The organism is Pectobacterium peruviense (assembly GCF_003312355.2).
GTDB lineage: Bacteria > Pseudomonadota > Gammaproteobacteria > Enterobacterales > Enterobacteriaceae > Pectobacterium > Pectobacterium peruviense.
In genome coordinates this window covers 1,079,048-1,104,746 of sequence record NZ_CP161826.1, presented here as the reverse complement: position 1 = coordinate 1,104,746, position 25,699 = coordinate 1,079,048, and the positions used below count along the sequence as shown (strand labels likewise).

The window sequence follows — 25,699 nt, the reverse complement described above, 5'->3', positions numbered from 1 at the left end:
GCGCGGCTTTCCAAAGCATCATGCGGGAAACCAGCGTTCCTCTCCATCAACGCCACGGGAACGATGTGGCTTCGTTTGGCAACTCTCCGGATGATCTGGATTGCTACTATCTGATTCGTGCGTTTGATATGCCCTGAAAATATAACTGCCTGAGCTATCAACGCACAAGTTTAATGCCCGACCAGTATCCTGATCGACTCACTTTCTGCCTTTTCCAGCCAGCTTTCTGTAGCTCTCTGGCAACCAGAACATTCATAAAACCATGTCCAACACTTAATACATATCCATGTGTTTCTGCCATTTTATTCAACTCACAGGAAACGAGCTTCGCTCTTATCTTTACTGAAGAAAAAGTTTCTACGCCTCCACTACCTCCCACCATCCAAAAAATACGAAATAAAGCAGCCCAAACAAGTGGGGTTAACTTTAGCAAGGGGATATTAAAAACAGGCAATCGTGCTTCATGCAGTTCATCAATGATGATATCTGGCTCCAATCCAAGAGCAACTACAGACTCAAGAGCCCGTTGCATTGGACTAGAAACTATAAATTTCCCCTCACTAGCAGCGACGGTTGAAGCATCGGGCGAATCCAATATACCAGCCGCATCATACTCCTCTATCCACGAGTACATATCGACCGATCTGATTGCCATCGAACTTCTAATATTAGGCTTTCCATGTCGCAGCAAAAATAACTCCATGAAGCAGATTCTCCTGTTAAAACAGAAACACCTATTTACCATAACATTAATTTTTAATTGTCCAACGACCTCAGTATCCACTGCGCCACTTGCTGCAAAGGAGCACCCGTTAATGGAGCGCTAAAGCGAACAGGCATTAGCAATTTCCAATTCCATGGCTTGAGACACACGTGGGAGTTGGCTGGTGCAGGCTGGCGTGCCGATATCTGTATTGCAAGAGATGGGTGGATGGGAATCTATCGAGATAGTTCGACGCTATGCGCATCTTGCCCCCAATCACCTGACTGAGCACGCACGACAAATTGACGCCATTTTTGACGTTTGTGTCCCAAATTCGCCCCACTCATCAACAGGAATAGAGAGGATTGATAGATAAGTGATTGATTTTTATGGTGCGATAATGGGAGCAATATCTATTGCATATTTTATTGATTCTGAAGAACAAACTGTTGTTCTATTTTCGCACATGCCCCCAATAGATTTTGTGTCCAATTTAAGGGAAAACGCTATAGAGCTTTTCTTCCATCAGAAATAGAAATAATCGCCATATAAATAGCACGCTAGTAATATAACAAGAATGTATTCCGCTCACTAACCGATTACACTACAATCAACGCTAAGTAACCTTGTCATTCATGGATGGAATAACAATGACCGAAGCAGATTTGGATGAACTGGCTGACCGTATAGTAAAGATGCTAACCACTACGGATTTTTATGAAGGGATGGGTTCTGGCATATCAGAGATAGGTAAGAACTACGGTTATCTCGCATATGGCTTTATAGATACTGACTCTCGCTCATCAAGAGAAAGAGAGGTAGAAAGGCTGATCAGAGCGATTCATAAAGGGATTGTCTCAAGAGATAAGATCATTGAAGCAATAACCCGCATATTCAATATCTTCAACCGTAATGTCTCCGAAGCTAAAAAAGAGGAAATTTATAATAAGGTAGCGGGAGGATTGGTCGGTGGATTTATTGTTTCTCAGGCTGTGATGATCACATCAAAACGCATTGGTAATATGCCAAAAGTGTCTACCGCTATGGTGTATTATGTATTGCTATTAGGTGGAATGATGGATAGAGCAATATATAGATCCCGGTCGTTGAGAGAGCAGAATCCTGAAGTTTATTCAGAATTAAGAAGAGACGACTTAGATCTTCTTTTCTTTCTTTTCGAAGATCAAGTGGAGCCATTGGTTGAAGCGATAAAAATGAGAAGAACTTATGGCGCAGGTATGTTTAACAATCTGATTGATAAAGTTGAATACCGGATGAAATGACATGCTTAAACTCTTAAAAAAAACGGTCTATTTTTTATTTAAAAACATCATATTTGCTCTTTTCAGCATATCCTTTCTTTGTATCATCTATATTTTATTGGTTGGATATGCTCCGTGGAATGAAAAGACCATTCATCTCATCATCGCCATCGCAGTCTGCTTCGGATTAGGGAAGTTCTTCACATGGCTTGATGAAAAGTGAATGCAGGGTCTCCCCTGCACTTATTTAGTTCATAAACTTAGTCATTTCCCACAGCGCATAACCAGACGTTCCGGCTTTGTGGTGCGTCCATGTCACATCTTTATATCTGATAGAGATATGCTCCAATATCAGGCCAGCACCATCATCAATGATGTTAGGCATAACGAGGTTGATATCAGATATGAGTCCATCATTGATCTGAATGGAGAAAAACTTCTCTTGCTTGGCATGTTGCGTCGTGCGGTAAAAGTCGAGTAGCACTTTAACCTTCTCTTGCTCGTTCAATGCCATTGCCAGTAACGGCGTTGACTTGTCGATAGGTTTTACCAGGGTGATCGGGTTATGGACTGCATGGCCGTCATTACTCATCATATGGTTAAAAGCCAAAATCATGATTTCATCGGTATGCCCTGCCTGATATCGGTTACCAATAGATTCTAATGTGGAGCAACCCTAAGAAATCAATCCCTGTGATTTACCTTCGATAGTCATGTATGCATAATTAGCCATATAAATTTCCTTTTCAATGGTTTTAAGTTTTTCATATTATCGTTAATGAACACACAGGACCATTGATGCAAATAAAATAATTAGGGTGATATGAATATCAAAGAGCTCAGTGAATCAATTTGCTCATTCGTAAACTATAATGGACTCTCCCCGTTGACTAAGAACGAAATAACCCTAATATACGAGTTTAAGAAAAAAACCTTTGGTTGTGAGGTTGAATCTCGTGATGTTTTGTTGAAACGTATTTAAAGCACTATAAGCACTAAGCCATGGGTTCAATAAAATCTGGTAGGCAGCGAAGTGCTAAGAGCAGACATAACTATGACAGGAAGAGTAAAAACGACCTAACACTAATATAAATAAAATTGTATAAGAATCGATTAAATATAACTTTTCACTTTAATTTTAATTTTAATTTTAATTTTAATTTTAATAGGATATGAAAATGGCTGAAAAACTTAGTGAAGGTAAGATCATGCAAGTCCTAAACTGGGCTTACGATAAAGCATTGGATGGTACGATTCCGGGAACAGATTCATCTTATGATATGGCTGAAAACTACCTGAAGGGGGAAGGGAATTTACCGGATAAGGTTAATTCTCTGGTTAGATGGCAAAACACTAAATCTGCCACTACCGGGTTTGTATCTGGGCTTGGTGGTATTATCACTATGCCGGTTGCAATTCCAGCAAGCATTGCAACTGTGATTTATGTCCAGATTCGCATGATAACAGCAATAGCTATCATGGGAGGATATGATGTTAAAGATGATCGCGTTAAAGCGCTAGTTTACTCCTGCTTGGCTGGCAATGCAGCAAAAGACATCCTTAAAGGAACAGGAATAGTTATTGGCTCAAAGATGTCCATGCAGTTAATTAAGAGCATATCAAAGGAAACGATTTTCGCTATTAACAAGCGGGTTGGTTTTAGACTGCTAACTAAATTTGGTGAAAAAGGTGTGATCAACTTAGGTAAAATGATTCCACTTGTAGGCGGCGTTATCGGTGGAACGTTTGATGGTATTTCAACTAATATCGTAGGTAACATTGCCAGAAAAACCTTCATCGAAAGTAGCGCTATAAACGAATTGTAAGAATGTCTCTGTATGTTGAGCATGTGACATACATAATCATATTTGTGATGTCTCAGAAATACTAACCTGCCGCACTATTACGGACGTTACTTCCAGCGCAACGTCCGTTTCTGGCGATGAGTTCAACGGGTCGATGCAACGCTACGCGATTTTCACCGCGCCAGACGGCAGCAGAGTTAAATAGTATCTTAAAACAGAGGACAAAAGGCAGGCTCAAGAGTTGCACGATAAACTAAAGGCTGAGGCGTAGCACGTTAGCAAAATTGGCAAATTCCCGTCTATCACGTTCGATGAGGCGTGTTTGCGATGGAGTTAGAAAAATGTGCTACGACTCCAATACAGCGTGGCGGGCTGCGCTAAAGCGGGTAGGCATTAGCGAATTCAGAGTCCATGACTTGAGGCATACATGGGCAAGTTGGCTGGTTCAGTCGGGTGTTTCTCTTCTGGCACTGAAGGAGTTGGGTGGATGGGAAACGCTGGAAATGGTTCAGAGATATGCGCATTTATCATCCGGACACCTGAGTGAGCACGCAAGTAAAATTGACGCGATTTTAGAGCGCAATGGCACAAATATGTCACAAGGTGGAAACGTATTTTATATGAAATCAAGGTAAGTGATTGATTTTTATGGTGCCGATAATAGGAGTCGAACCTACGACCTTCGCATTACGAATGCGCTGCTCTACCAACTGAGCTATATCGGCTTTGGGACCGTCGTGGCGAGAGCCAGACGTGAACTACGGGGTGACAAATTAGTGATAATGGTACAGCAAGTCAAGCGTTTGGCGATCGTCTGCTGGTTTTATCATCATCCGCTCTGTGCTGATAATTTTCAGTGCTAATAACGTCATACGCTATATCTTTTCGGCTTAACAGATGCACATACAGAACACGTCTCCTAAATCGCCATCGTCTTCAGAAGAATGACCAAAAAGATAATACCTGATTATGTGAAAACTATGCTTTCTGTGGAGATAAATATTAAGTTTTATATACAGCGTGATATTTACAATAAAAATATCTTTTTACCCTTCGACTATAACCGCAACACATAACAATACCCACCTGTACGGTTTAAGATAATTCCCTATTCTTTTTATTTTCTATTTTGCTCTACTTAAGCAGCCAAGACGAAAAGGATGTGGTCTTAACGTGAAGCTCTCAATAATACGTTGTCGACGACAAGATTATTGTTAGCGTAGTCATAACGCGCTGTAAGAGGAAATACACCATGAATATGAAACCACTGTTTTTAGGCTTAATACTGGGAACCAGTTACATTGGCATGGCGGCAGCAAATGACCTGGATTCAGCCCGAGCATCGGCGGAATCTGCCTTCAGCCACGATCGTGTTGAAGCGAGAGAAAAAGCGTCAGAAGCGCGAACTAAAGCGCATGAGCATGAAACTCAGGCGCGGGAAAAAGCGAATGATTTCAAAGCCGATCTAAAATCAAGGGGGCCAGAAGCCCGAGAAAAAGCAGACAAAGTCAACGCTGATGTAAAATCCAGAGAATCCGAAGTCAGAAAAGACGCCGAAAAAAGCTGGGCTGATGCCAAAACGAAAGCAGATAATTTTAACAGCCGAGCGGAAAAACAGGCTCACGAAACTGCCAACTCAATCCATAACGCCACAGAGAAGCATCAACGTTAATATGAAATAATGTATTTTTGAAACAAAGGATAAATAATTATCCTCCGATAGCAAGACAGACTATGGATCTGTGAAATATCGCACAAAGCATAGTTTGTTACTATTGGAGGATATTTTTCTGATGCAGTTATTTTATTGCATTTATATTTTCGCATTAAATTTCAATTTAAATAACGATGGCGCAGCAGAGCAATACAGTTGAAATAAATACTTTTATCGGAATAAAAATAATTGCTGCGCATCTCTTTGAGATGCGCAGCAATTAATCGATTAGGCACGAATCAAATCATCACCATAACCAATCCACTTATAGGTGGTCAGCGCTTCCAGCCCCATTGGACCACGAGCGTGCAGTTTCTGAGTACTGACCGCCACTTCCGCGCCCAGACCAAACTGGCCACCGTCGGTGAAGCGCGTACTGGCGTTGACATACACCGCTGAGGAATCCACTTCACGCACGAAGCGCTCCGCATTGCTCAAAGAACGCGTCAGAATCGCATCAGAGTGCTGCGTACCATGTTCGCGAATATGGGCAACCGCCGCATCCAGATCGTCCACCAGCGTGACGTTCAGGTCGTTAGAGAGCCATTCATCATTGTAGTTGGCGTCTTCCACAGCAACGACGTTAGCGGGGCCAATGGCCAGGTAAGACATTGCTGAAGGGCTGGCATGGAGCGTGACGCCCGACGCTGCCATTTTCTTGCTCAGCTCAGGCAGGAAACGCTCGGCAATGCTTCGATTGACCAACAGCGTTTCCAGGCTGTTGCAGGCGCTAGGGCGTTGCACTTTGGCGCTTTCAATCACCGTCAATGCCTTGTCGAAATCGATGCTGTCATCGGCATAGATGTGACAAACACCGATACCACCGGTAATGACTGGAATCGTCGATTGTTCACGACACAACTTATGCAAGCCTGCGCCCCCGCGTGGAATCAGCATATCTACGTAGCGATCCAGCTTCAGCAGTTGATTAACCAGCTCACGGTCTGGGCTTTCAATCGCCTGCACCGCAGCAGCTGGCAGGCCGCACTGCGACAGTGCCTGCTGAATGACTTTGACCGTCGCCGCATTGGTGCGGTACGTCTCTTTGCCACCGCGCAGAATCACCGCATTACCGGTTTTCAGGCATAGGGAAGCCACATCAATAGTAACGTTCGGGCGCGCTTCATAAATCACACCGACCACGCCCAGCGGCACACGGCGACGCTCCAGCTTAAGCCCGTTATCTAGCATGTTGCCATCAATCACCTGCCCTACCGGATCGGTCAAGCGACACACCTGGCGCACATCGCTGGCAATCGCACTCAGTCTTTCCTGCGTTAAAAGCAGACGATCCAGTAACGCCTCGCTCATGCCATTTTGACGTGCATCGGCTAAATCCAGCGCGTTAGCCGCCAGGATCGTTGCACTCTCAGCTTCCAGCAAATCTGCAATTGTCAGCAGCGCACGATCTTTCTGAGCCGTGCTCAAGACCGACAGTTGATAAGAGGCCGCTTTTGCCGCTTTACCCATTTGTTCAAGCATCGCGAACTCCTTAATTGATAATCATATCGTCGCGATGGATAGCCACCGGACCATATTCGTAGCCAAGAATATCGGCAATCTGTTGAGAGTGATGTCCGGCAATCAGACGCAGCGCATCGCTGTTGTAGCGCGTCACGGCATGCGCTACATCGCGGCCCGCCAGGCTACGCACACGAATCACTTCGCCACGAGAGAAATTCCCTTCTACCGTGCGGATACCTTTAGGCAGCAGCGAGCTACCACGTTCGAGGATTGCCGAAAGCGCGCCGTCATCGACGGTGATTTCCCCCGCTGGGGGTGCACCGAAAATCCAGTGTTTGCGGCTTTCCAGCGGTGCATCCAGCGCATGAAAACGCGTTCCAACGGAAATATCAGCAATCACATCGCCAATCACGCCCGGCTTGCTGCCTGCGGCAATCACCACGTCGATACCGGCACGACAGGCCACATCGGCAGCCTGTAGTTTAGTCGACATGCCGCCCGTTCCGAGGCCAGACACGCTGTCACCCGCAATGCTGCGCAGCGCATCGTTGATGCCGTTCACTTCACGGATCAACTCTGCATCAGGATTATTACGCGGATCGGCGGTAAACAGCCCTGCTTGGTCGGTCAGCAGCAGCAGCTTATCCGCATCGGCCAGAATCGCGGCCAGCGCAGACAGGTTGTCGTTATCGCCAACCTTGATCTCAGCGGTCGCAACCGCATCGTTTTCATTAATCACTGGAACAATGTTGTTATCCAGCAGCGCCCGCATGGTGTCACGCGCGTTGAGGAAACGCTCACGATCTTCCATATCCGCACGCGTCAGTAGCATTTGCCCAATATGGATACCGTAGATGGAAAACAACTGTTCCCACAGTTGAATCAGGCGGCTTTGACCCACGGCGGCCAGCAGTTGTTTGGTCGCAATCGTGGCCGGTAGCTCGGGGTAACCCAAATGTTCACGTCCGGCGGCAATCGCCCCTGAGGTGACAATAACAATCCGATGCCCTGCCGCATGTTGCTGCGCGCACTGGCGCACCAGTTCAACAATGTGGGCACGGTTAAGACGGCGCGAACCGCCGGTTAACACGCTGGTGCCCAGTTTCACAACCAAAGTCTGGCTGCCGCTCATAATTTCTCTGCCGTTGAATGTGAAAAAATAAGAATAAGGAAAACGTTGTAACAGGACAGGCGCGTTATGCCAACAGGCATAACGCGAAAACCTGCGAATAAATCGGGGAGCGTCAAAGAAGCATCACGGTCGTGCGACGAGGGTACAGGCGGGTTCCAGCGAGTGCAGCAGTTTCTCCAGTCGAACATGAAAAGCCTGTTTGGCATTTTCTACCTGTTCAATCACGGCTTTGTCCTTAATTTTTTCCTCACGCCAGTTACCCTGTTTATCAAACAGACCGTAGTGATACTCATAAGCAAAGGTTTTACCCGTATCTTCCAAATTCAGCCACCAGCCCCAGAACTCACGCTCTTCCGGTGCAGGCTTGATATTGACGCAAACCGCCAGGCAATCAAAGAAGAACGCGGTATCCTCGCACTGCGCTTCACGGATATAAGGCCCCAACGACGTAAAGTTTTTCATGAGTCGGCTTTTGGGGTGTCCACTCGGTAACATCATTTACGATCTCCTCTGGTTGAACATTCTTTTTAGCAGAGAATGGCAATTTATCAACCACCTGGCATAAGGTTACTGCTCGGCGCCCACGTGTTTATTCATCATGTTCAACACACTTTATCCTGCAACCACGCGCTGATTTGCTGTAGTGCGCGATCAAAATTCTGGTACACCGGAGAGAAATTAACCGGCATCAGCTTTCCTTGTGCGGATGAATTCACAATCAGGCTGGCCTCTTCTTTCGGGCATAGCAGATCGTTATCCCAGTATCCTGCCAACATCGGCGTCGGGCAGCGACGCCCTAGCAGCCCCTGAGTTTTCAGCGAATAGCGCCCTAGCTCGGTCTTCAGCGACGCATCCGTCGAGTACGGCATGCCCAACCGGCTTGCCAGCACATCCATAAACATATCTGGTACCTGCTGCTGGCGAGTCGGATCGCTTAACAGATGATGCACCACTGGGCCAAGACAGGCTACGCCGCATAAACGCTGTGATTCCAGATAAGCCAGCCGAACGGCAATGTTGGCACCAAAGCGGAAACCAAATGCAGCAACGCGAGTGTGATCGACCCACGGGACATCCGGCAACGCGCGTAAGACCTGCTGGTGCAAAAAACTGGAATCCTGAGTCAACTTCCAGCGGGAAGAAAATCCAACGGAGGGAACATCAATCGTCAACATCGCCATGCCCGCTGGCGCAAAATAGTCCTGAAATAGGCGGTGATAATCGCTCTGCAACGTTTCCAGACTGCCACACATGAGGACAGTCGGGAAAGGGGCTTTTCCTTGCGATGGCATATGCAGAAAGCCAGTCAGCGTACCGCCGCCAGCAATCGGAAAAGTCAGTTCTTTGAGTTCGTACGGCAAGTACTTAGCGGCCTCTTCATAGGCGCGATTTGCCAGCGTTTGCGCCTGCTCCGCCAGCTCATCGCCTTTAATATGCGGATACGCGGCAATGCTGTAGAGGTTGGCCGCATTCAACCAAAACTGTCCGGTTTGCGCGTCATCGCCACTTTCTGTAGCCCGCTGCTGCCAGTCTGCGCCCTGTTTCGCCCACTCATAAATCCAGTTACCACCTCGGTAGCCGATCACCGTATCGAGCAGCTGTTCATTGCTTCGGTCAGACTTGCTGGCCGCGATACGTGACAGCACGTCTTCAATTTCCCACGGGTCGACACCACGCCAAATCCACATCAGTCGGTTAATCATCCGATACCAACTGCTGGTCTTTTCTCCTTCCAGCGTAGAATGTATCCCCTGCGTTTCCTGATCGTGTCGCGTACGTCTGACCAACGTCGAGGTTTCTGGATGTTTGAAGGATGGTTTGAATAGCGTTTCAGACAGGTTAGCTTGCGCCACAGCAGCCTCCGTTAATGTGAACCGCCGTTAGCGGACATCAGACGACTTCTTCGTCACCTGCTAAAGTGTAACGAACTCAGGCTAGGGAAGACAAATGCCAACGTCAGAAACACACGATCGGATCAAGCCCTGCGCCAGAAATCATAAGGGAGTAGATACAACAATGCCCGGCTAAACCGGGCATTGTTGGGAATCGGTGAGGATTGTCGCTAAGCGATTAACGGCTAGACAAAGGCGGAACAAACACCACGCCCATATCCCACGGCTGTTCAATCCAGGTATCCTGCGGGATATCAATCACGTAGTCGTCGACCAGCGGTTGACCAGCAGGTTTGGCGAAAATGGTCACAAAGTGCGCTTTCGGATACATATCACGAATCGCCTTTGCCGTACCGCCGGTATCAACCAGATCGTCAACCACGATAAATCCTTCGCCATCTCCCTCGGCGCGCTTGATCACTTTCATTTCGCGCTGGTTGTCATGGTCATAACTGGAGATGCAAACGGTATCAACGTGACGAATGCCCAACTCACGCGCCAGCAGCGCGCCAGGAACCAGACCACCACGGCTGACGGCAATGATGCCTTTCCATTGTTCGGCAGGCAGTAAACGCTGTGCCAGTTTGCGGGCATGAATTTGCAACATATCCCAGGTTACGACGTACTTTTCGCTCATAAAATATATCCCAGCCGAATAAAAACCGGCTTAAGTTGAGTCTGAGAGGGGGAAAAAGGTTGCGCGAGATTATAGATAGCCAACAACATAAAAACCAGTTTTTCTCAACGCGAGAGCCGAGTTTTTCCTGACAACCTGCGCCCTGCCAAGCCTGTTGACTTATATTGCGGAATGAAAAGTAAGCGGGAACGACGGCAATTTCCCCTGCTTTGATGGAAAATGATATTCTCTTGTGACACGCCACCTTACGTGGCTAACTGCGATTAACTTTTAACCTCTAGCCCCTGCACGCCAGAATGCGAAAACAGGCAGCTAACAAGGAGACTGAAATAGTGTCTGAATTGTCTCAACTTTCCCCCCAGCCTCTGTGGGATATTTTCGCCAAAATCTGTTCTATTCCGCACCCTTCTTATCATGAAGAAGCGCTGGCCGCGCACATTCTGGAATGGGCTAAAGAGAAAGGCATTTATGCCGAACGCGATCAGGTTGGCAATATTCTGCTGCGCAAAGCGGCAACCGCAGGTATGGAAAATCGCAAACCTGTCGTGTTGCAGGCGCATCTAGATATGGTGCCGCAGAAAAACAACGACACCGTGCATGATTTCACTACCGATCCGATCCAGCCTTACGTGGACGGTGAATGGCTGAAAGCACGCGGCACCACACTGGGTGCGGATAACGGTATTGGTATGGCTTCCGCGCTGGCAGTGCTGGCCGATCCGCGCGTCGAGCACGGTCCGCTGGAAGTACTGCTGACCATGACGGAAGAAGCGGGTATGGATGGCGCGTTTGGCCTGCAACCTAACTGGCTTCAGGCCGAAATCCTGATCAACACCGATTCGGAAGAAGAAGGCGAGATCTACATGGGTTGCGCGGGCGGTATTGATTTTATTACCCGTCTACCGCTGGTACGTGAAGTGCCACCAGCCGATTACCAAACGCTGAAGCTGACGATTAAAGGGCTGAAAGGCGGCCATTCAGGTGGCGACATTCATCTGGGACTGGGTAACGCCAACAAACTGCTGGCACGTTTCCTGTTCGAACAGGCGAAAGCGCTGGATATCCGCATTCTCGATCTGAACGGTGGCACGCTGCGTAACGCGATTCCACGTGAAGCCTTCGCGACGCTGTCACTGCCTGCCGCTAACGTCGAGCAGTTGAAGACGCTGAGCCAAGACTATCTGACCGTGTTGAAGAATGAACTGTCTGCCGTTGAGAAAAACCTGACCGTGCTGGTGGAAGCCAGCGACAGCAACGAACACCCACTGACGCAGGACAGTCGCGACCGTCTGCTAGCGCTACTCAACGCGACGCCGAACGGCGTGATCCGCATGAGTGACGACGTCAAAGGCGTGGTGGAAACTTCACTGAACCTCGGCGTTGTCACCATGGAAGACGACCACGCGGAAATTATCTGCCTGATTCGTTCGCTGATCGACAGCGGCAAAGACGCTGTAGTCGGTACGCTGACGTCGCTCGGCCAATTGGCTGGCGCGAAAACGTCACCGAAAGGCGGCTACCCAGGCTGGCAGCCAGATGCACATTCGCCGGTCATGGCGCTGGTTCGCGAAACGTATCAGAAGCTGTTCAACAAGACGCCGAACATCATGGTGATTCACGCAGGGCTGGAATGTGGTCTGTTCAAGAAACCGTACCCAGACATGGATATGGTCTCTATTGGGCCGACCATCACCGGACCGCACTCGCCGGATGAGCAAGTACATATCGGCAGCGTGGATCTGTACTGGAAATTGCTGACAGAACTGCTGAAAGCGATTCCGCCACGCGCTTAATTGCATTGCTGTAAAAACCAAGGCGACGGATATCCGTCGCCTTTTTATTCCCAGTCTGTACCGACTATCCCCAATCAAACACCAACTGTCGCTCAATTTGCGGGTCGAGCAGCGTCACATGTAGCCCAACTAGCCGGACGCCTCTGGATTTACGCCGCTCCTGCCAGGTTTGTTGTGCCAGTTTCAATAAATCCTGTTTATTCAGCATCGGCCACACATGTTCCTGCGTCGTTTGCTGAAAATCATCGAACTTGAGTTTTACCCCCTGACGCGCAATATGCAGATCGGGTTTCACCCGTTTCAGACGAACTTCCAGCTCCTGATAAAGCTGTTCGATCAGGTTTTCACACTGATCCCAATCGTGGATATCCTGCGCTAGCGTCTTCTCCACCCCAACGGATTTTCTCAGTCGATCCGGTGAAATCCGTCGATCGTCAATCCCCTGACATCGCTCCCAGAGCACCCGACCAAACTTGCCGAATGCTTTGAGCAGATCCGCCAGCGCATATACCCGCACATCGGCACAGGTATGCAGACCGCGTTCTTCCAGCCGTTTCGCCGTCACTTTCCCGACGCCGGGAATCTTCTCCAGCGGCAGCGCGAGCAAGAAATCATCAACCTGCTCCGGTGTAATCACATATTGTCCATTCGGCTTATTTAACTCAGACGCGACCTTCGCCAGAAACTTGATCGGCGCAATGCCTGCCGAAGCGGTAAGATTCAGCTCATGCGCAATCGTTCGGCGGATTTCTTCGGCGATACGCGTCGCCGAGCCGTTGCAGTGCGGGCTATCAGTGACATCCAGATAGGCTTCATCCAGAGAAAGCGGTTCGATCAGAGAGGTGTAGCGGGCGAAAATTTCTCGGATCTGGCGCGAAGTGGACTTATACACCTCCATGCGCCCCGGTAACAACGTGAGCTGCGGACACAGGCGCAGGGCGGTTGCGGTCGCCATCGCGCTGCGGACACCGTAGCGTCGGGCAGGATAGTTAGCGGTACTAATAACGCCACGTCGATCGGCGCTTCCACCAATCGCCAGAGGAATATCGCGCAGGCGCGGGTTATCACGCATCTCAATTGCTGCGTAGAAGCAGTCCATATCAACATGAATGATTTTGCGCATACTAGCCCTCTGACAACACTGTATGAATATACAGATCAAAGTCAGTGTAGACAAGTTGCACGATGCTTGCTGCGTTTACTGCATGATGAGCATCACCAGTTTAACTTCTCCATGTCCGGCAGGATGGAAAGTCTGTTGATGGTAGGCGACATCGCCAAGCAAAGGATGATGAAAACGCCGCTCGCCACCTTCACGGGCGGTGACCGCCTGCTGCGACCACCAAAGGTTGAATTCGCGGCTTTCTTCACACAGCGCCATCACGATTTGCCGAACGGACTCGGTTGGCGCGTAATGACTTGATTCCGCGCGAAACTCTGCCACCACGCGCTTTGCTCGTTCCGGCCAGTCCACCACCAGCGATCGTGCTAATGGATTAAGAAACATGAAACGCAGCAGATTAGGTTCGGAATCATTTCCCAACCACCCGGCAAACAACTGTTCCGACGGCGCATTCCACGCGAGCATATTCCAGCAGCCATCCAGAAGATACGCAGGGCAGGCAATGTGGTGCAGGCTGGCGGCAACCTGTGCATCCAGCAACGTTGCCCTATTCTGCTTCTGAGGATCCTTCACGCCAGCAAGACTAAAAAGGTAGTCACGTTCAGCGGGTTCCAGTTTTAATGCCTGCGATAAACGGGTCAACGCAGATGCCGAAGCGGACACATCACGCCCCTGCTCAATCCAGGTATACCAAGTGGTGCTGATTCGGGCGATTTGCGCCAATTCTTCGCGGCGTAATCCACTGGTGCGCCGCCGCCCAGAGGCAGGCAGACCGACCATTTCCGGCGTTGTCCGCTCACGCAGCGCCCGTAAGAAAGCCCCTAGCGCTTTTGGACCACTCAGAGAATTGGCAGACATAAACGTATTTGCAGACATAACCCAGTGTCCTTTTCATTCTGTTCATCCAAGTGACTTACGATGACAGCGGCAAAAATGTGCTAATCAAACAGGGAGTATTTTATACCCGTATAAATGCTCATATTGTACCCGTATTTTTCCCTGATTATAGTGTTCTCAGACTAAGGTCTTCTTTACTGGCAGGCGCGCCGCCGTTTAACCATGACGAAACGAAAAAACTCAGATAAAGCGGGAGCAATGATGGAAGAAAAACAGAATCATAATCGTCGTGTCGAACACCAGTTCGGCTCACAGGCGCAGAGCTACCTGACCAGCGCGGTGCACGCGCAGGGCAAAGATTTAACCCAACTGGCAGCGTTATTGGCTCCTTTTCCGCAGGCACGCGTGATCGATGTTGGCTGCGGTGCCGGACATGCCAGCTTCGCCGCCGCACAGGCCGTGGCGGAGGTTGTCGCCTATGACCTGTCATCCCAAATGCTGGATGTGGTGAGTCAGGCCGCAGAGCAAAAAGGGCTGAATAATATCCGCATTCAACAAGGCGTAGCCGAGTCTTTACCATTCGATAACGGCAGTGCGGACATCATCATCAGCCGTTATTCCGCACACCACTGGCATGATGTCGGGCAGGCGTTACGTGAAATGCGGCGCGTGCTGAAACCGGGCGGTCGCGTGATCATGATGGACGTCGTTTCGCCCGGTCATCCGTTGTTGGACATCTATTTGCAGACGGTAGAGAAGCTGCGCGACACGTCGCACGTGCGCAACTACGCGCCGGGCGAATGGCTGAGTCTGTTTACAGAAGCAGGGTTTACCGTGCGCAATGTTACCAGCGACAGGCTGACGCTGGAATTCAGCAGTTGGATCGCACGTATGCGCACGCCTGAACATTTCGCTATCGCCATCCGTGAGTTGCAAAAAACGCTGGCGGACGAGGTGGCGCAGCATTTTGACGTACAGGCAGACGGTTCCTTTGTCACCGACATTATGATGATAGAAGCCACCCGCGCCTAATACGCTTTTCTCCGCAATTAACGACGTAAAAACGATCTCAAATTGGGCGGCCCGCATCCTTTCGGGCCGTTTTTTGTAAATGTTATTTCCTAGCGCTTTTCAACGCTTGATTAATATGAAACCAATGATAATGTGATTTCGTTTTCGTCGTTCTCTATTTGGCGACGAAATACAGAACGATAACGGCTGTCCCAACGCTTTCGCTAAAGCACCAGTATCGCGACGCGGATGCCGCGTGTAGCAGGCAATTTTATTATCAGGAACCATAATGCAAAAAATCGCGCTGTCGTTTGCGATGTTGTTTTTTTTGCCTTCTCTTGTTGTTACCAGCGCCGCCAGCGAGACTGCACCACCGCTTGCGCCGATAGCAAAAGAATTAAAACAGCAATTATTAGGCTCTCCGATCTATATTCAGATCTTTAAAGAAGAGCGAATATTCGAACTCTATGCGAAAGTCGGCAACGAATATCGTTTATTGGAACAATATCCAATTTGTAAATATTCGGGTGGATTAGGGCCAAAACGCGTTGAAGGCGATTTAAAAAGCCCGGAAGGTTTCTATCAGGTCGATCTGCGCCAGCTCAAGCCAGACAGCCAATATTACCGCGCGATCAATATCGGTTTTCCCAACGACTATGATAAATCACAGGGATATTCTGGCCGCTATTTAATGATCCACGGTGAATGTGTGTCGGTTGGCTGCTATGCCATGACTAACAACTATATGGATGTGATTTATCGCTATGCAGAAGCGGCGCTACGCCACGGGCAGGCGAAAATTGATATCGCCATCTATCCGTTCCGCATGACGGAACAGAACATGCAGCGCCACCGCAGTTCTACCTATGCCAGCTTCTGGAAACAGCTTCAGCCGGGATACGCTTACTTTAATCAGCACAACCAGCCGCCGGCCATCACGGTTTTTAACGGGCAATACGTCGTTAACCCACCGCTGATGACCAGCCAGCCAACCTTAAAGTATGCGCTCGCCGAAACAAAATAGAACGAATTCACCTGGCATTATCTGATGCCAGGTTTCGTTGCCCGTTAGCGGCTGCGTCGCCAGCACGGTGACGACATCATTGGGCGTAGTCTGCTGCTGGAAATCAATCTCTACATCCTGATCTAACAGCGTCGCTTTGCCAAACGGCGCGCGGCGGGTGATCCAGTAGAGTTTGGTTGAGCAATACCCCATCACAAATCGCCCGTCCGACAGCAGCATGTTAAACACGCCTTTCTCCCGCAAGACATCCGCCTGTTTAGCGATATAGCGGAATACCGCAGGCCAGTTACCCGGCGTGCGTGGATAGCGCTCGGACAGCTGGGACAACAGCCAGCAGAAGGCAAATTCGCTGTCCGTCTGGCCGACAGGGCGAAACATCCCCGTTTTCAGGGTGTGGTAGCCTTTAAGCTGCCCGTTGTGGGCGTACGTCCAGTTCCGCCCCCATAGCTCGCGAGTAAACGGATGGGTATTTTCCAGCGAAACCTCACCGCGATTAGCCTGTCGAATATGTGAAATCACCGCACACGATTTGATCGGGTAATCCTGCACCAGCCGGGCAATCGGCGAGTTATAGCTCGGCAGCGGATCTTTGAACGTACGACAGCCGTTCCCTTCATAAAAGGTAATCCCCCAGCCATCCCGGTGCGGACCGGTGTTCCCACCGCGTTGTATCAGCCCAGTAAAGCTAAAGCAGATATCCGTCGGTACATTCGCGCTCATCCCCAGCAGTTCACACATCTGACTTCCTACCCTTCCCTTCTTGCCCTTTTAGAGCGTATTAATGCGGCTTACTGATCCGCCATCTCTTTTTCAATCAGTTGAATCAGGATGTGAATCGCTTTGATATGGATTTCCTGAATACGGTCGGCATAACCAAAGTGCGGAACACGGATTTCCACATCGGCCGATCCTGCCATTTTACCGCCGTCTTTCCCCGTTAGCGTAATGACCTTCATGCCTTTCGCTTTTGCCGCAGCAATAGCTTTAATGATATTGCCAGAATTACCAGAAGTGGAAATCCCCAGCAACACATCGCCTTCACGTCCCAGCGATTCAACGTAACGGGAGAAGACAAAATCGTAGCCAAAATCGTTGCTGACACAAGACAGGTGACTTGGATCGGAGATCGCAATAGCTGGGTAGCCCGGACGATTCTCACGGTAACGACCCGTCAGCTCTTCGGCAAAGTGCATCGCGTCACAGTGTGAGCCACCGTTACCGCAGGAAATCACTTTACCACCCGCTTTAAAAGCGTTAGCCAGCAGTACCGCAGCGTTTTGAATCGACTGAATGTTCGCATCATCACTCAAGAAATTATTCAGTGTTTCTGCCGCTTCTTTCAGTTCACTACGGATTAAATCCTGATACATGGAATCCTCTCATTTTGTCTGGTGACAGTATCATCTTCTGCATGCAGTGTAGCGGATTGAACAAACAGCGAGAAGCGCGTAATCACGGGATCGAGAGGATCGCTGATGCCCGTCAGAAAACGCGTGACGGCCGTTCGGTTTGTGAAGTGAGTTGTAATTATGATGTAAACGAATTGATAAAAATAATCAGATAAACTAAAACAAATATAAGCAACAGGTCAGACCTCTTACAACATTGACCTCTTACGCCTTATTTCACTGATGAAACGGTTCTCGCTTTCCACTATCACGCAATACTCGGTGGAGGGAAGAAACCTTTAATTCGATCACAATGCTGGAGACACGTTATGGTTGCTGTCAGTATCCTCCTCCTACTGATTATCATCGGAGCGATGTTTTACCATCGGCTCAATCTGCTGCTCGGCAGCGCCATCCTACTGGCCTACTTCGCAGCCATGTCCGCCATGCTACTGTGGCCCGTCTGGCTGATGATTCCGCTCGTAATTCTGCTGATTCCGATTACGGTTCCCGCCCTGCGTCAAAAGCTGGTTTCCGCTTCCGCGCTGCGCATGTTCCAGAAGGTCATGCCGCCGATGTCGAACACGGAAAAAGAAGCGATCGATGCTGGAACAACCTGGTGGGAAGGCGATCTGTTTCGCGGCGCGCCGGACTGGAAAAAATTACATAACTACCCGCGCCCACAGCTGACGGCTGAAGAGCAGGCGTTTATCGACGGGCCGGTTGAAGAAGCCTGTCGAATGGCCAACGACTTTGAAATCACCCACGAACGCGCCGATATTCCACCGGAACTGTGGGCATTTTTAAAAGAACACCGCTTCTTCGCCATGATCATCAAAAAACAATACGGCGGTCTGGAATTCTCTGCCTATGCACAGGCGCAGGTGCTGCAAAAACTGTCGGGCGTCTCCAGCATTGTAGCGATCACCGTCGGTGTTCCTAACTCACTCGGCCCCGGCGAACTGCTGCAACACTACGGTACGGAAGCGCAAAAAGATCACTACCTGCCACGTCTGGCACGCGGTCAGGAAGTTCCCTGCTTTGCGCTGACCAGCCCAGAAGCGGGATCTGATGCAGGTTCAATTCCCGATACCGGCATTGTCTGCTACGGCAACTGGCACGGGGAACAGGTCGTAGGTATGCGCCTGACCTGGAATAAACGCTATATCACACTCGCGCCGGTCGCCACCGTGCTCGGGCTGGCCTTTAAGCTGTACGATCCCGATCACCTGTTAGGCGATGAGGATGACGTAGGGATTACCTGTGCGTTAATTCCGACGGATACTGACGGTGTTAAAATCGGTCGCCGCCATTTCCCGCTGAACGTTCCGTTCCAGAATGGTCCGACGCAGGGCGAGAACATTTTTGTTCCGCTGGATTACATAATTGGTGGTGCGAAGATGGCAGGTCAGGGCTGGCGCATGCTGATGGAGTGCCTGTCAGTGGGGCGCGGCATTACGTTACCGTCCAATTCCACCGGCGGGCTGAAGTCGATTGCCCTCGGCATTGGTGCTTATGCCCACATCCGCCGTCAGTTCAAAATCTCCATCGGTAAGATGGAAGGCATTGAAGAACCGCTGGCACGCATCGCGGGTAATGCTTACGTGATGGACGCCGCTGCAACGCTGATTACCAGCGGCATCATGCAGGGTGAAAAGCCGGCGGTGCTTTCCGCTATCGTCAAATATCACTGTACCCACCGTGGTCAGCGCAGCGTGCTGGATGCGATGGATATCGCTGGCGGTAAAGGCATCTGTCTCGGCCCGTCCAACTTTCTGGCGCGCAGCTATCAGGGCGCACCAATTGCTATCACCGTGGAAGGAGCGAACATCCTGACACGCAGTATGATTATCTTCGGCCAAGGTGCAATCCGCTGTCATCCTTATGTACTGGAAGAAATGGCAGCCGCACAGGACAACGATGTATCGCGCTTTGACCGTGCACTGGTTGGGCACATTGGCCACGTTGGCAGCAATAAGGTACGTAGCTTCTGGCTCGGCCTGACCCACGGTCTTCTAAGCCGTGCGCCGGTAAACGACAAAACACGTCGCTACTATCAACAACTCAACCGCCTCAGTGCGAATCTGGCACTGCTGTCTGATGTATCGATGGCGGTACTGGGCGGTAGCCTGAAGCGTCGTGAGCGTATCTCGGCACGTTTAGGCGATATTCTCAGCCAGCTCTATTTAGCCTCTGCGACGCTGAAACGCTATGAGGATGAAGGTCGCCAGAAAGCGGATCTACCGCTGGTGCACTGGGGCGTGCAGGATAGTCTGCATCAGGCAGAGCAAGCGTTGGACGATCTGCTGCGCAATTTCCCGAATCGTGTCGTGGCGGGGTTGCTGACCGTCATTATCTTCCCACTAGGCATGCGCTGCGCTGCGCCGTCTGACCGCCTCGACCATGAGGTCGCGAAGATTCTGCAAACGCCATCGGAAACGCGTAGTCGTCTGGGACGCGGCCAATATCTGGTTGCCAGTGAGCATAACCCCGTCGGGCTGCTGGAAGAGGCATTACTGGATATCATCGCAGCCGAGCCGATTTACCAACGCCTGTCGAAAGCCAGCGATAAACCGCTGCCGTTCATGCGATTGGATCAACTGGCAGAGCAAGCGCTGATCGAAGGTCAGATTACCGCAGAAGAAGCGGGGATCCTGACCAAAGCCGAAGCCAGCCGCTTACGTTCTATTAATGTGGATGACTTTGCGTTCGACGCGCTGGCCGCCAACAATCCCGCGTCCGTACCGCAACCAGAAAGAAAAACCGAAGCGGCATAAATAGAATCAGGCCGCCAATATGGCGGCCTAAAATTGCTGATAAAGGCAGTGGAGCGGTAGTAACGGATAGATCGTAAAGACGCTGTAAACACATCCTTGTGCGCTCGGCTTGCGCCATCCCTGGCGCAAACGCTTTACTCTTCTATTCCGTTACTCCCGTTTTCATTCGTCAAATAGGTTGGTTAACAGTCTTCCAGTTCCTTCCTTTACACGTTCATCAGTTGTAAAATCGATGCCATCTTTTCTTCTGAATGAAACCCTACACATGGCTTACATCCCCAAGAACTACGCCAGACTTGAAAGCGGCTACCGCGAAAAAGCGCTCAAACTTTTCCCGTGGGTGTGTGGTCGTTGTTCACGCGAATTCGTCTATTCCAACCTGCGTGAATTAACCGTTCACCACATCGATCACGATCATGGCAATAACCCGGAAGACGGCAGTAACTGGGAAATGCTGTGCCTCTACTGTCACGACAATGAGCATTCGAAATACACCGATGCAGATATGTACGGTTCGACCGTCGTTGCAGGTGAAGATGCGCAGAAGGATGTTGGGGTTGCCACGCATAATCCTTTTGCGGATTTACAGGCCATGATGAATAAAGGGAAGAAATAGAGATAAAACATCATAGGATTGCCGCTCCCATCCGGTTCGTTGACGGGAGCGGATCATGGAATTGCTAACTAATTATTAAGCACCGCTCTGCCGTACACGCGCCAATAGCGCATTCACATCGGCAATATGTGGAGCAGCCAGCACCAACGTCCTGCCCAGCGAAAGCGCATGACGCTGACACGCCAGACGGGCTTCCGTCTCCTGAATGCTATCAAGATCGGCAACGTGCGCCAGCCCAATCGTGCGGCGAATCAGTTCAGTTCCACAGTATCCGATAGCATCCAGCCAAACCTGCTGTAAAAACAGCGCGGCATAACCCGATCCCGCCAACGTCGGCTCGCGGCTGTCACTTTCGCTCAGTGCCAGGAAACGTGCAGAAAAGGTCAGCCAAAGCGCACGAATATCTTCCAGACGCCGTTCACGCCCTGCCGCCGCTTCACGCGGGGCTAACAGCCCCGGCAGGCCACAATAATTCAGCAGCAGGTTGCCAATGGCAGTGCCAACGTCAAAACCAACCGGCCCATAGAAACCGAATTCAGCGTCAATCGCCTTTAAGCGCCCTTCCGCCACAAAGATCGATCCACTGTGGATATCCCCGTGCAGCAGCGCTTCAGCTTTGCTTAGGAAGCGGTGCTTAAGCCCAGCAACCGCCAGCTTCAGCGCCCGATCGTCACGCAATGCCTGCACATCCAGCGTCAACGCCGCATCAAACTGATTTCTTTCGTGATCGATATAAGGGTCGGTAAAGAAAAGATCTTCGGTAATCTCACACAGTTCAGGGTTAGTGAACTGGCTCACCGCCGCTTTCTTCTCATGCGGATGCTGATAGAAATCAGAAGTATGGAATAACGTTTGTGCCAGATATTCCCCTAACTGCGCCGCCGCCTGAGGATAATCCACTCCCTTGATCAACTCGCTGCGCCAGATGCGATGATCGGAGAGATCTTCCTGCACCATCACCGCCAGTTCGGGATCGTGATATAGCACGGTCACGGTATGTTGCGGACAAAAACGCGCGTGCGTCAGTAACGTTTCGGCCTCAATACGGGCGCGGTCGAGCGTCAGCGGCCAGGATTCCCCGACACAGCGTACGTAGGGCAGCGCCTGTTTAACAATCACCCGGCTGATGCCCGCTTCATCTTTAATTTTAAATACCAGATTCAGATTGCCATCGCCGATCTCTTCTGCGGCTACCAGCGTTTGCGGCTGACTGACACCGCCGTACTGGCGGGCATATTCAACAGCGTCATCCGCCGTAAAAGTGCGGTAAAGTGACATTCCAACTCCTCGCTATTCTTAAATTCAAGATACGGACATAAAAACGTTCGGACGTCTATACATCTATCAGGCATCTTGGCAGAATACGAATATCGATGCAACATGGATTTAACGACCTATGCAGACACTTAACACAACCAGCCTGAAAATCGTAGATAACCAACTGTGGATCCTCGACCAGCAGGCGTTACCGCAAGAAAAAAGATGGAGCCCTTGCCCGGATGTCGCGTCACTGGTTGAGCATATCCAGACGCTACGGGTACGCGGCGCGCCGCTCATTGGCCTGTCTGCCAGCCTGCTGCTCGCGCTGCTAGCGGAGAGAGGCTTATCGCAGACTGAACTGGCGCAAGCGCTGGAGACGCTACGGGCATCGCGTCCTACCGCCGTTAATCTGATGAACAATTTGGATCGCATGAAGCTAGCGCTGGCACAGCCGCAGTTTGTCGATGCGCTGGTGCAGGAAGCGCTGCGTCTGGTAGAAGAAGATCGCACCCTGTGTGAACGCATTGCCGATCACGGCGCAGCGCTGGTGAAATCCAACAGTCGCTTGCTGACCCACTGCAACACCGGCGGGCTGGCAACGGCGGGAATCGGCACTGCTATCGGCGTGCTGCTGCGTGCACATCAGCAGGGGAAAGTGGCGCAGGTGTGGGTCGATGAAACCCGCCCGCTATTACAGGGCGGACGCCTCACAGCCTGGGAACTGGGTGAACTCGGCATTCCTTATCAGCTAATCTGTGATTCGATGGCTGCCAGCCTGATGGCGCAGGGTCAGGTCGATGCGATTTGGGTCGGCGCAGACCGCATTGCCGCCAACGGCGATGTCGCCAATAAGATCGGCACCTACAGCCTCGCCGTGCTAGCGCACTATCACCAAATTCCATTTTACGTCGCGGCACCGCACACCACGCACGATCCGGCGTGTCCAGACGGTCGGGCAATTCCTATCGAACAGCGTGCCGCAGCCGAAGTCACTGGCGTTTCCGGCAGCTTCGGCCACTGCCAGTGGGCACCGCAGAATGCGTCAGTCTACAACCCAGCGTTTGACGTCACCCCCGCCGCATTAATCAGCGGCTGGGTACTCGACACCGGCGTAATCACCCCACAGGACGTCAAAGAAGGGATATTCCAGGCGGCGTTGAAATAGAGAAATAAATTTCAGTCATGCAACTCTTCTCGGCGTAACTACTCTGTGAGTAAAACAGGGCAGAGGAGATGATGGGCTTCTGGATGAGCCGCACGGACGCGGCGAAAGCCAGAGTTCCCAGGGCGACGGCGATTGAGCCGCCCTGGGTCGGGCGCTTCGTAACATGCAACATAGAGCGGCAAATGTCGAAACGCACGAAACATACTCGTTCATTCACAGAGCATTCGTTTACAACAGTCTAGAGCACTAACGCTCCAACTTCGGATACGCATCAGCAATCTTGTCGCCGGTAAAATGCGCGATCCAGCCTTCCGGGTTATCGAACAGGCGGATGGCAGTGAAATGCGGCTCTGGCCCCATATCAAACCAGTGTGCCGTACCTGCCGGTACAGACAACAAATCGTTCTTCTCACACAGAATCTGGTAAATCTTGCCGTTCAGATGCAGGCAGAATAGTCCCGCGCCTTCCACGAAAAAGCGCACTTCATCTTCGTGATGGACATGCTCGGATAAAAACTTGGTGCGCAGCTCCGCACGCTGCGGATTGTCCGAACGCATGCTGATCACATCCCAGCTCTGATAGCCTTTTTCTGCCACCAGCTTATCGATTTCATGCTGATATACCGCCAGCACTTCCTCGGAGGACGGCGCGTCGCTCAGTTTTTGACTGGCTTCCCAGCGCTCAAAACGGACACCGATATCATTCAGCTGTTTCTGAATCGCATCGGCATCCTGGCTTTGCCAAATCGGCTGGCTTGCATCACTGTCGCTAAAAATGGTTAATCCACTCATTGGGCGTACTCCGGTAAGTCGATCTGGTCAAAACGAGCCGCCTGACGGTGACGGCTTACGCTATCCGCGTCATCACGAATAAGCTGACAGGTGTGCCAACCGGCTTCCTGCGCGGCATCCAGCTCCTGACGAATGTCCGATAGGAACAACAGTTGCTCAGCAGGCAACCCGATGGCTTGTGCAATCGTGCGATAAGAATCAGTCTCCCGCTTCGCGCCGACGCGGGTATCAAAATAGTCGCTGAACAGCGGGCGCAGATCGCCCGCGTTGCTGTAACCAAACAGCAACCGCTGCGCTTCCACCGAACCCGATGAGTAAACATACAGGTGCAGGCCTTGCTGCTGCCACGCGGCGAGCTGTGCCGCTACTTCAGGATACAGATGCCCCTGAAAATCGCCGTTACGGTAGCCCGCACGCCAGATAATGCCCTGCAGCAACTTCAGCGACGTGGATTTACGGTCTTCATCCATAAACTGATTCAGCGCGGCAATCAGTGTATCGCTATCTGCATCAGGCTGAGCTAACTCCTGACGCAGCGCGTTCAGCACCTGTGCGATCTCAGGATCGCTGTCGTGCTGTCGCACCGTATCGGCCAGTCGCTCGCGAGCATAAGGAAACAGCACGCTGTGAACAAAACGGATGTCGCTGGTGGTGCCTTCAATATCAGTGACTATCGCCTTAATCATGCTTTCGCCTCCAGCAGTCGACGCTGCAATTCACACTGGAACAAGAACTCTAACCCTTCTAGATGACGACGCGCTTCTTTCACCGTCGCCCCCCAGCAGTAAAGACCGTGGCCGCGCACCAGAAAACCGTAGCGTAGCGGCGTGTGGCTAGCGAACTCCGTTACTCGCTGCGCTAGCGCTGGAATATCCTGATCGTTATCGAAAATCGGGATCGCCACGCGATCCAAATGAGTAGTCTGCCCTGCAAGCGACTTTTGCATTTCGTAGCCGTGCAACACCAGCTCAGTGCCTTTCTCCACCCGGGACAGCACCGTCGCGTTCACCGAGTGCGTATGCAGCACAGCGCCAATAGTCGGCTCGCGGCGGTACAACAGCGTGTGCAGCCCCGTTTCCGCCGACGGCGTACGGCCACTGGGCACATGGTTAGTGGCAATATCCACCAGCAGGAAATCCTCTGTCTGAAGACTACCTTTATCTTTACCCGATTCGGTAATCAGGCACTGCGCGTCATCCAGGCGCACGGACATATTGCCGCCCGTCGCCGGACACCAGCCTTTCTCGCCGATCCAGTGGCAGGCCGCAAGCAGCGCCGTCAATTGTTGATGTTCAGTCATGAGG

24 protein-coding genes, 1 tRNA gene and 3 pseudogenes are annotated in these 25,699 nt (G+C 50.8%); 12 read left to right on the top strand and 16 right to left on the bottom strand.

Annotation, left to right across the window (positions count from 1 at the left end):
• Positions 1 to 20: 20 nt before the first annotated feature.
• Positions 21 to 128, top strand: a pseudogene (locus tag DUT67_RS04955) (NIPSNAP family protein); the annotation flags it as partial.
• 29 nt (positions 129 to 157) lie between these two features.
• Here DUT67_RS04955 and DUT67_RS04950 read toward each other — a convergent pair.
• The gene (locus tag DUT67_RS04950) at positions 158 to 703 is read right to left on the bottom strand and encodes a hypothetical protein (protein WP_113625516.1); all 546 of its coding nucleotides are present in this window, start codon (positions 701 to 703) and stop codon (positions 158 to 160) included.
• Between the two features lie 117 nt (positions 704 to 820).
• On the opposite strand from DUT67_RS04950, the pseudogene DUT67_RS04945 reads away from it, so the two are divergent.
• Together DUT67_RS04945 and DUT67_RS04940 are read left to right on the top strand one after the other, a co-directional pair.
• Positions 821 to 1,079 (top strand): annotated as a pseudogene (locus DUT67_RS04945) (tyrosine-type recombinase/integrase); the annotation flags it as partial.
• A 274-nt stretch (positions 1,080 to 1,353) separates the two neighbouring features.
• Positions 1,354 to 1,986 carry a hypothetical protein gene (locus tag DUT67_RS04940; RefSeq protein WP_113625515.1) on the top strand — a complete coding sequence of 211 codons (633 nt, stop codon included), beginning with the start codon at positions 1,354 to 1,356 and terminating at the stop codon, positions 1,984 to 1,986.
• Between the two features lie 226 nt (positions 1,987 to 2,212).
• Here DUT67_RS04940 and tssD read toward each other — a convergent pair whose 3' ends face one another.
• Positions 2,213 to 2,581, bottom strand: a complete 369-nt coding sequence (tssD, locus tag DUT67_RS04935; protein WP_368350111.1) for a type VI secretion system tube protein TssD — start codon at positions 2,579 to 2,581, stop codon at positions 2,213 to 2,215.
• Positions 2,582 to 3,143: 562 nt separating this feature from the next.
• Between tssD and DUT67_RS04930 the strand changes: the two genes are divergently transcribed.
• On the top strand, positions 3,144 to 3,791 hold the full coding sequence (locus DUT67_RS04930; protein ID WP_113625513.1) for an EcsC family protein: 648 nt from the start codon (positions 3,144 to 3,146) through the stop codon (positions 3,789 to 3,791).
• A gap of 311 nt (positions 3,792 to 4,102) precedes the next feature.
• A pseudogene (locus DUT67_RS04925) lies at positions 4,103 to 4,405 on the top strand (tyrosine-type recombinase/integrase); the annotation flags it as partial.
• Positions 4,406 to 4,419: 14 nt separating this feature from the next.
• Here DUT67_RS04925 and DUT67_RS04920 read toward each other — a convergent pair.
• Positions 4,420 to 4,495: transfer RNA gene (locus DUT67_RS04920), tRNA-Thr, on the bottom strand.
• Between the two features lie 527 nt (positions 4,496 to 5,022).
• Between DUT67_RS04920 and DUT67_RS04915 the strand changes: the two genes are divergently transcribed.
• Positions 5,023 to 5,442, top strand: coding sequence for a hypothetical protein (locus DUT67_RS04915; protein ID WP_113625512.1), 420 nt, complete (start codon positions 5,023 to 5,025; stop codon positions 5,440 to 5,442).
• 270 nt (positions 5,443 to 5,712) lie between these two features.
• On the opposite strand, the gene proA is transcribed toward DUT67_RS04915, so the two are convergent.
• The 5 genes from proA to gpt all read right to left on the bottom strand — a co-directional run bounded on the left by proA (position 5,713) and on the right by gpt (position 10,609).
• Positions 5,713 to 6,966 (bottom strand): glutamate-5-semialdehyde dehydrogenase, encoded by a 1,254-nt coding sequence (gene proA, locus DUT67_RS04910; protein ID WP_113625511.1) that lies wholly within the window; start codon positions 6,964 to 6,966, stop codon positions 5,713 to 5,715.
• A gap of 10 nt (positions 6,967 to 6,976) precedes the next feature.
• Positions 6,977 to 8,080 (bottom strand): glutamate 5-kinase, encoded by a 1,104-nt coding sequence (gene proB, locus DUT67_RS04905; RefSeq protein ID WP_048261848.1) that lies wholly within the window; start codon positions 8,078 to 8,080, stop codon positions 6,977 to 6,979.
• A gap of 123 nt (positions 8,081 to 8,203) precedes the next feature.
• Positions 8,204 to 8,578: a sigma factor-binding protein Crl gene (gene crl / locus DUT67_RS04900; RefSeq protein ID WP_048261851.1), complete on the bottom strand. Its 375-nt coding sequence runs from the start codon at positions 8,576 to 8,578 to the stop codon at positions 8,204 to 8,206.
• A gap of 104 nt (positions 8,579 to 8,682) precedes the next feature.
• Positions 8,683 to 9,933 (bottom strand): esterase FrsA, encoded by a 1,251-nt coding sequence (gene frsA / locus DUT67_RS04895; RefSeq protein WP_113625510.1) that lies wholly within the window; start codon positions 9,931 to 9,933, stop codon positions 8,683 to 8,685.
• A gap of 217 nt (positions 9,934 to 10,150) precedes the next feature.
• Entirely contained in the window at positions 10,151 to 10,609 is a 459-nt protein-coding gene (gene gpt / locus DUT67_RS04890) for a xanthine phosphoribosyltransferase (protein WP_048261856.1), read from the bottom strand.
• 332 nt (positions 10,610 to 10,941) lie between these two features.
• Here gpt and pepD point away from each other — a divergent pair, with 332 nt between their 5' ends.
• Positions 10,942 to 12,402 (top strand): beta-Ala-His dipeptidase, encoded by a 1,461-nt coding sequence (gene pepD / locus DUT67_RS04885; protein ID WP_113625509.1) that lies wholly within the window; start codon positions 10,942 to 10,944, stop codon positions 12,400 to 12,402.
• 64 nt (positions 12,403 to 12,466) lie between these two features.
• On the opposite strand, the gene dinB is transcribed toward pepD, so the two are convergent.
• Together dinB and DUT67_RS04875 are read right to left on the bottom strand one after the other, a co-directional pair.
• Positions 12,467 to 13,525 carry a DNA polymerase IV gene (gene dinB, locus DUT67_RS04880; protein WP_113625508.1) on the bottom strand — a complete coding sequence of 353 codons (1,059 nt, stop codon included), beginning with the start codon at positions 13,523 to 13,525 and terminating at the stop codon, positions 12,467 to 12,469.
• A 75-nt stretch (positions 13,526 to 13,600) separates the two neighbouring features.
• The gene (locus tag DUT67_RS04875) at positions 13,601 to 14,401 is read right to left on the bottom strand and encodes a helix-turn-helix transcriptional regulator (RefSeq protein WP_113625507.1); all 801 of its coding nucleotides are present in this window, start codon (positions 14,399 to 14,401) and stop codon (positions 13,601 to 13,603) included.
• A gap of 222 nt (positions 14,402 to 14,623) precedes the next feature.
• Between DUT67_RS04875 and DUT67_RS04870 the strand changes: the two genes are divergently transcribed.
• Positions 14,624 to 15,394: a class I SAM-dependent methyltransferase gene (locus tag DUT67_RS04870; RefSeq protein WP_317616509.1), complete on the top strand. Its 771-nt coding sequence runs from the start codon at positions 14,624 to 14,626 to the stop codon at positions 15,392 to 15,394.
• 268 nt (positions 15,395 to 15,662) lie between these two features.
• Entirely contained in the window at positions 15,663 to 16,397 is a 735-nt protein-coding gene (gene dpaA, locus DUT67_RS04865) for a peptidoglycan meso-diaminopimelic acid protein amidase (RefSeq protein ID WP_048261866.1), read from the top strand.
• On the opposite strand, the gene DUT67_RS04860 is transcribed toward dpaA, so the two are convergent.
• Together DUT67_RS04860 and lpcA are read right to left on the bottom strand one after the other, a co-directional pair.
• Positions 16,368 to 17,135: a class II glutamine amidotransferase gene (locus DUT67_RS04860; protein ID WP_048261868.1), complete on the bottom strand. Its 768-nt coding sequence runs from the start codon at positions 17,133 to 17,135 to the stop codon at positions 16,368 to 16,370. The two genes, dpaA and DUT67_RS04860, sit on opposite strands and share 30 nt — an antisense overlap.
• A 50-nt stretch (positions 17,136 to 17,185) precedes the next feature.
• A complete protein-coding gene (gene lpcA / locus DUT67_RS04855) occupies positions 17,186 to 17,767 on the bottom strand; it encodes a D-sedoheptulose 7-phosphate isomerase (protein WP_005975726.1) in 582 nt (193 codons plus the stop codon).
• A 347-nt stretch (positions 17,768 to 18,114) separates the two neighbouring features.
• Between lpcA and fadE the strand changes: the two genes are divergently transcribed.
• Both fadE and yajD read left to right on the top strand, forming a co-directional pair.
• Positions 18,115 to 20,562 (top strand): acyl-CoA dehydrogenase FadE, encoded by a 2,448-nt coding sequence (gene fadE / locus DUT67_RS04850; protein WP_113632891.1) that lies wholly within the window; start codon positions 18,115 to 18,117, stop codon positions 20,560 to 20,562.
• Between the two features lie 265 nt (positions 20,563 to 20,827).
• Entirely contained in the window at positions 20,828 to 21,178 is a 351-nt protein-coding gene (yajD, locus tag DUT67_RS04845) for an HNH nuclease YajD (RefSeq protein ID WP_048261875.1), read from the top strand.
• A gap of 75 nt (positions 21,179 to 21,253) precedes the next feature.
• Here the strand turns inward: yajD and mtnK are convergent, their stop codons facing one another.
• The gene (mtnK, locus tag DUT67_RS04840; RefSeq protein ID WP_113632892.1) at positions 21,254 to 22,456 is read right to left on the bottom strand and encodes an S-methyl-5-thioribose kinase; all 1,203 of its coding nucleotides are present in this window, start codon (positions 22,454 to 22,456) and stop codon (positions 21,254 to 21,256) included.
• 118 nt (positions 22,457 to 22,574) lie between these two features.
• Between mtnK and mtnA the strand changes: the two genes are divergently transcribed.
• Positions 22,575 to 23,603, top strand: coding sequence for an S-methyl-5-thioribose-1-phosphate isomerase (gene mtnA, locus DUT67_RS04835; protein ID WP_113632893.1), 1,029 nt, complete (start codon positions 22,575 to 22,577; stop codon positions 23,601 to 23,603).
• A 246-nt stretch (positions 23,604 to 23,849) separates the two neighbouring features.
• Here the strand turns inward: mtnA and DUT67_RS04830 are convergent, their stop codons facing one another.
• Genes DUT67_RS04830 through DUT67_RS04820 form a run of 3 tightly spaced genes read right to left on the bottom strand, consistent with a single transcriptional unit; the run spans position 23,850 to position 25,695 of the window.
• The gene (locus tag DUT67_RS04830) at positions 23,850 to 24,395 is read right to left on the bottom strand and encodes an acireductone dioxygenase (RefSeq protein ID WP_113625502.1); all 546 of its coding nucleotides are present in this window, start codon (positions 24,393 to 24,395) and stop codon (positions 23,850 to 23,852) included.
• Positions 24,392 to 25,081 (bottom strand): acireductone synthase, encoded by a 690-nt coding sequence (gene mtnC, locus DUT67_RS04825; RefSeq protein WP_011094991.1) that lies wholly within the window; start codon positions 25,079 to 25,081, stop codon positions 24,392 to 24,394. Before mtnC ends, DUT67_RS04830 begins: the two co-directional genes overlap by 4 nt.
• Complete coding sequence (locus DUT67_RS04820) at positions 25,078 to 25,695, bottom strand: methylthioribulose 1-phosphate dehydratase (protein WP_048261892.1); 618 nt, start codon at positions 25,693 to 25,695, stop codon at positions 25,078 to 25,080. Before DUT67_RS04820 ends, mtnC begins: the two co-directional genes overlap by 4 nt.
• Between the last annotated feature and the right edge of the window lie 4 nt (positions 25,696 to 25,699).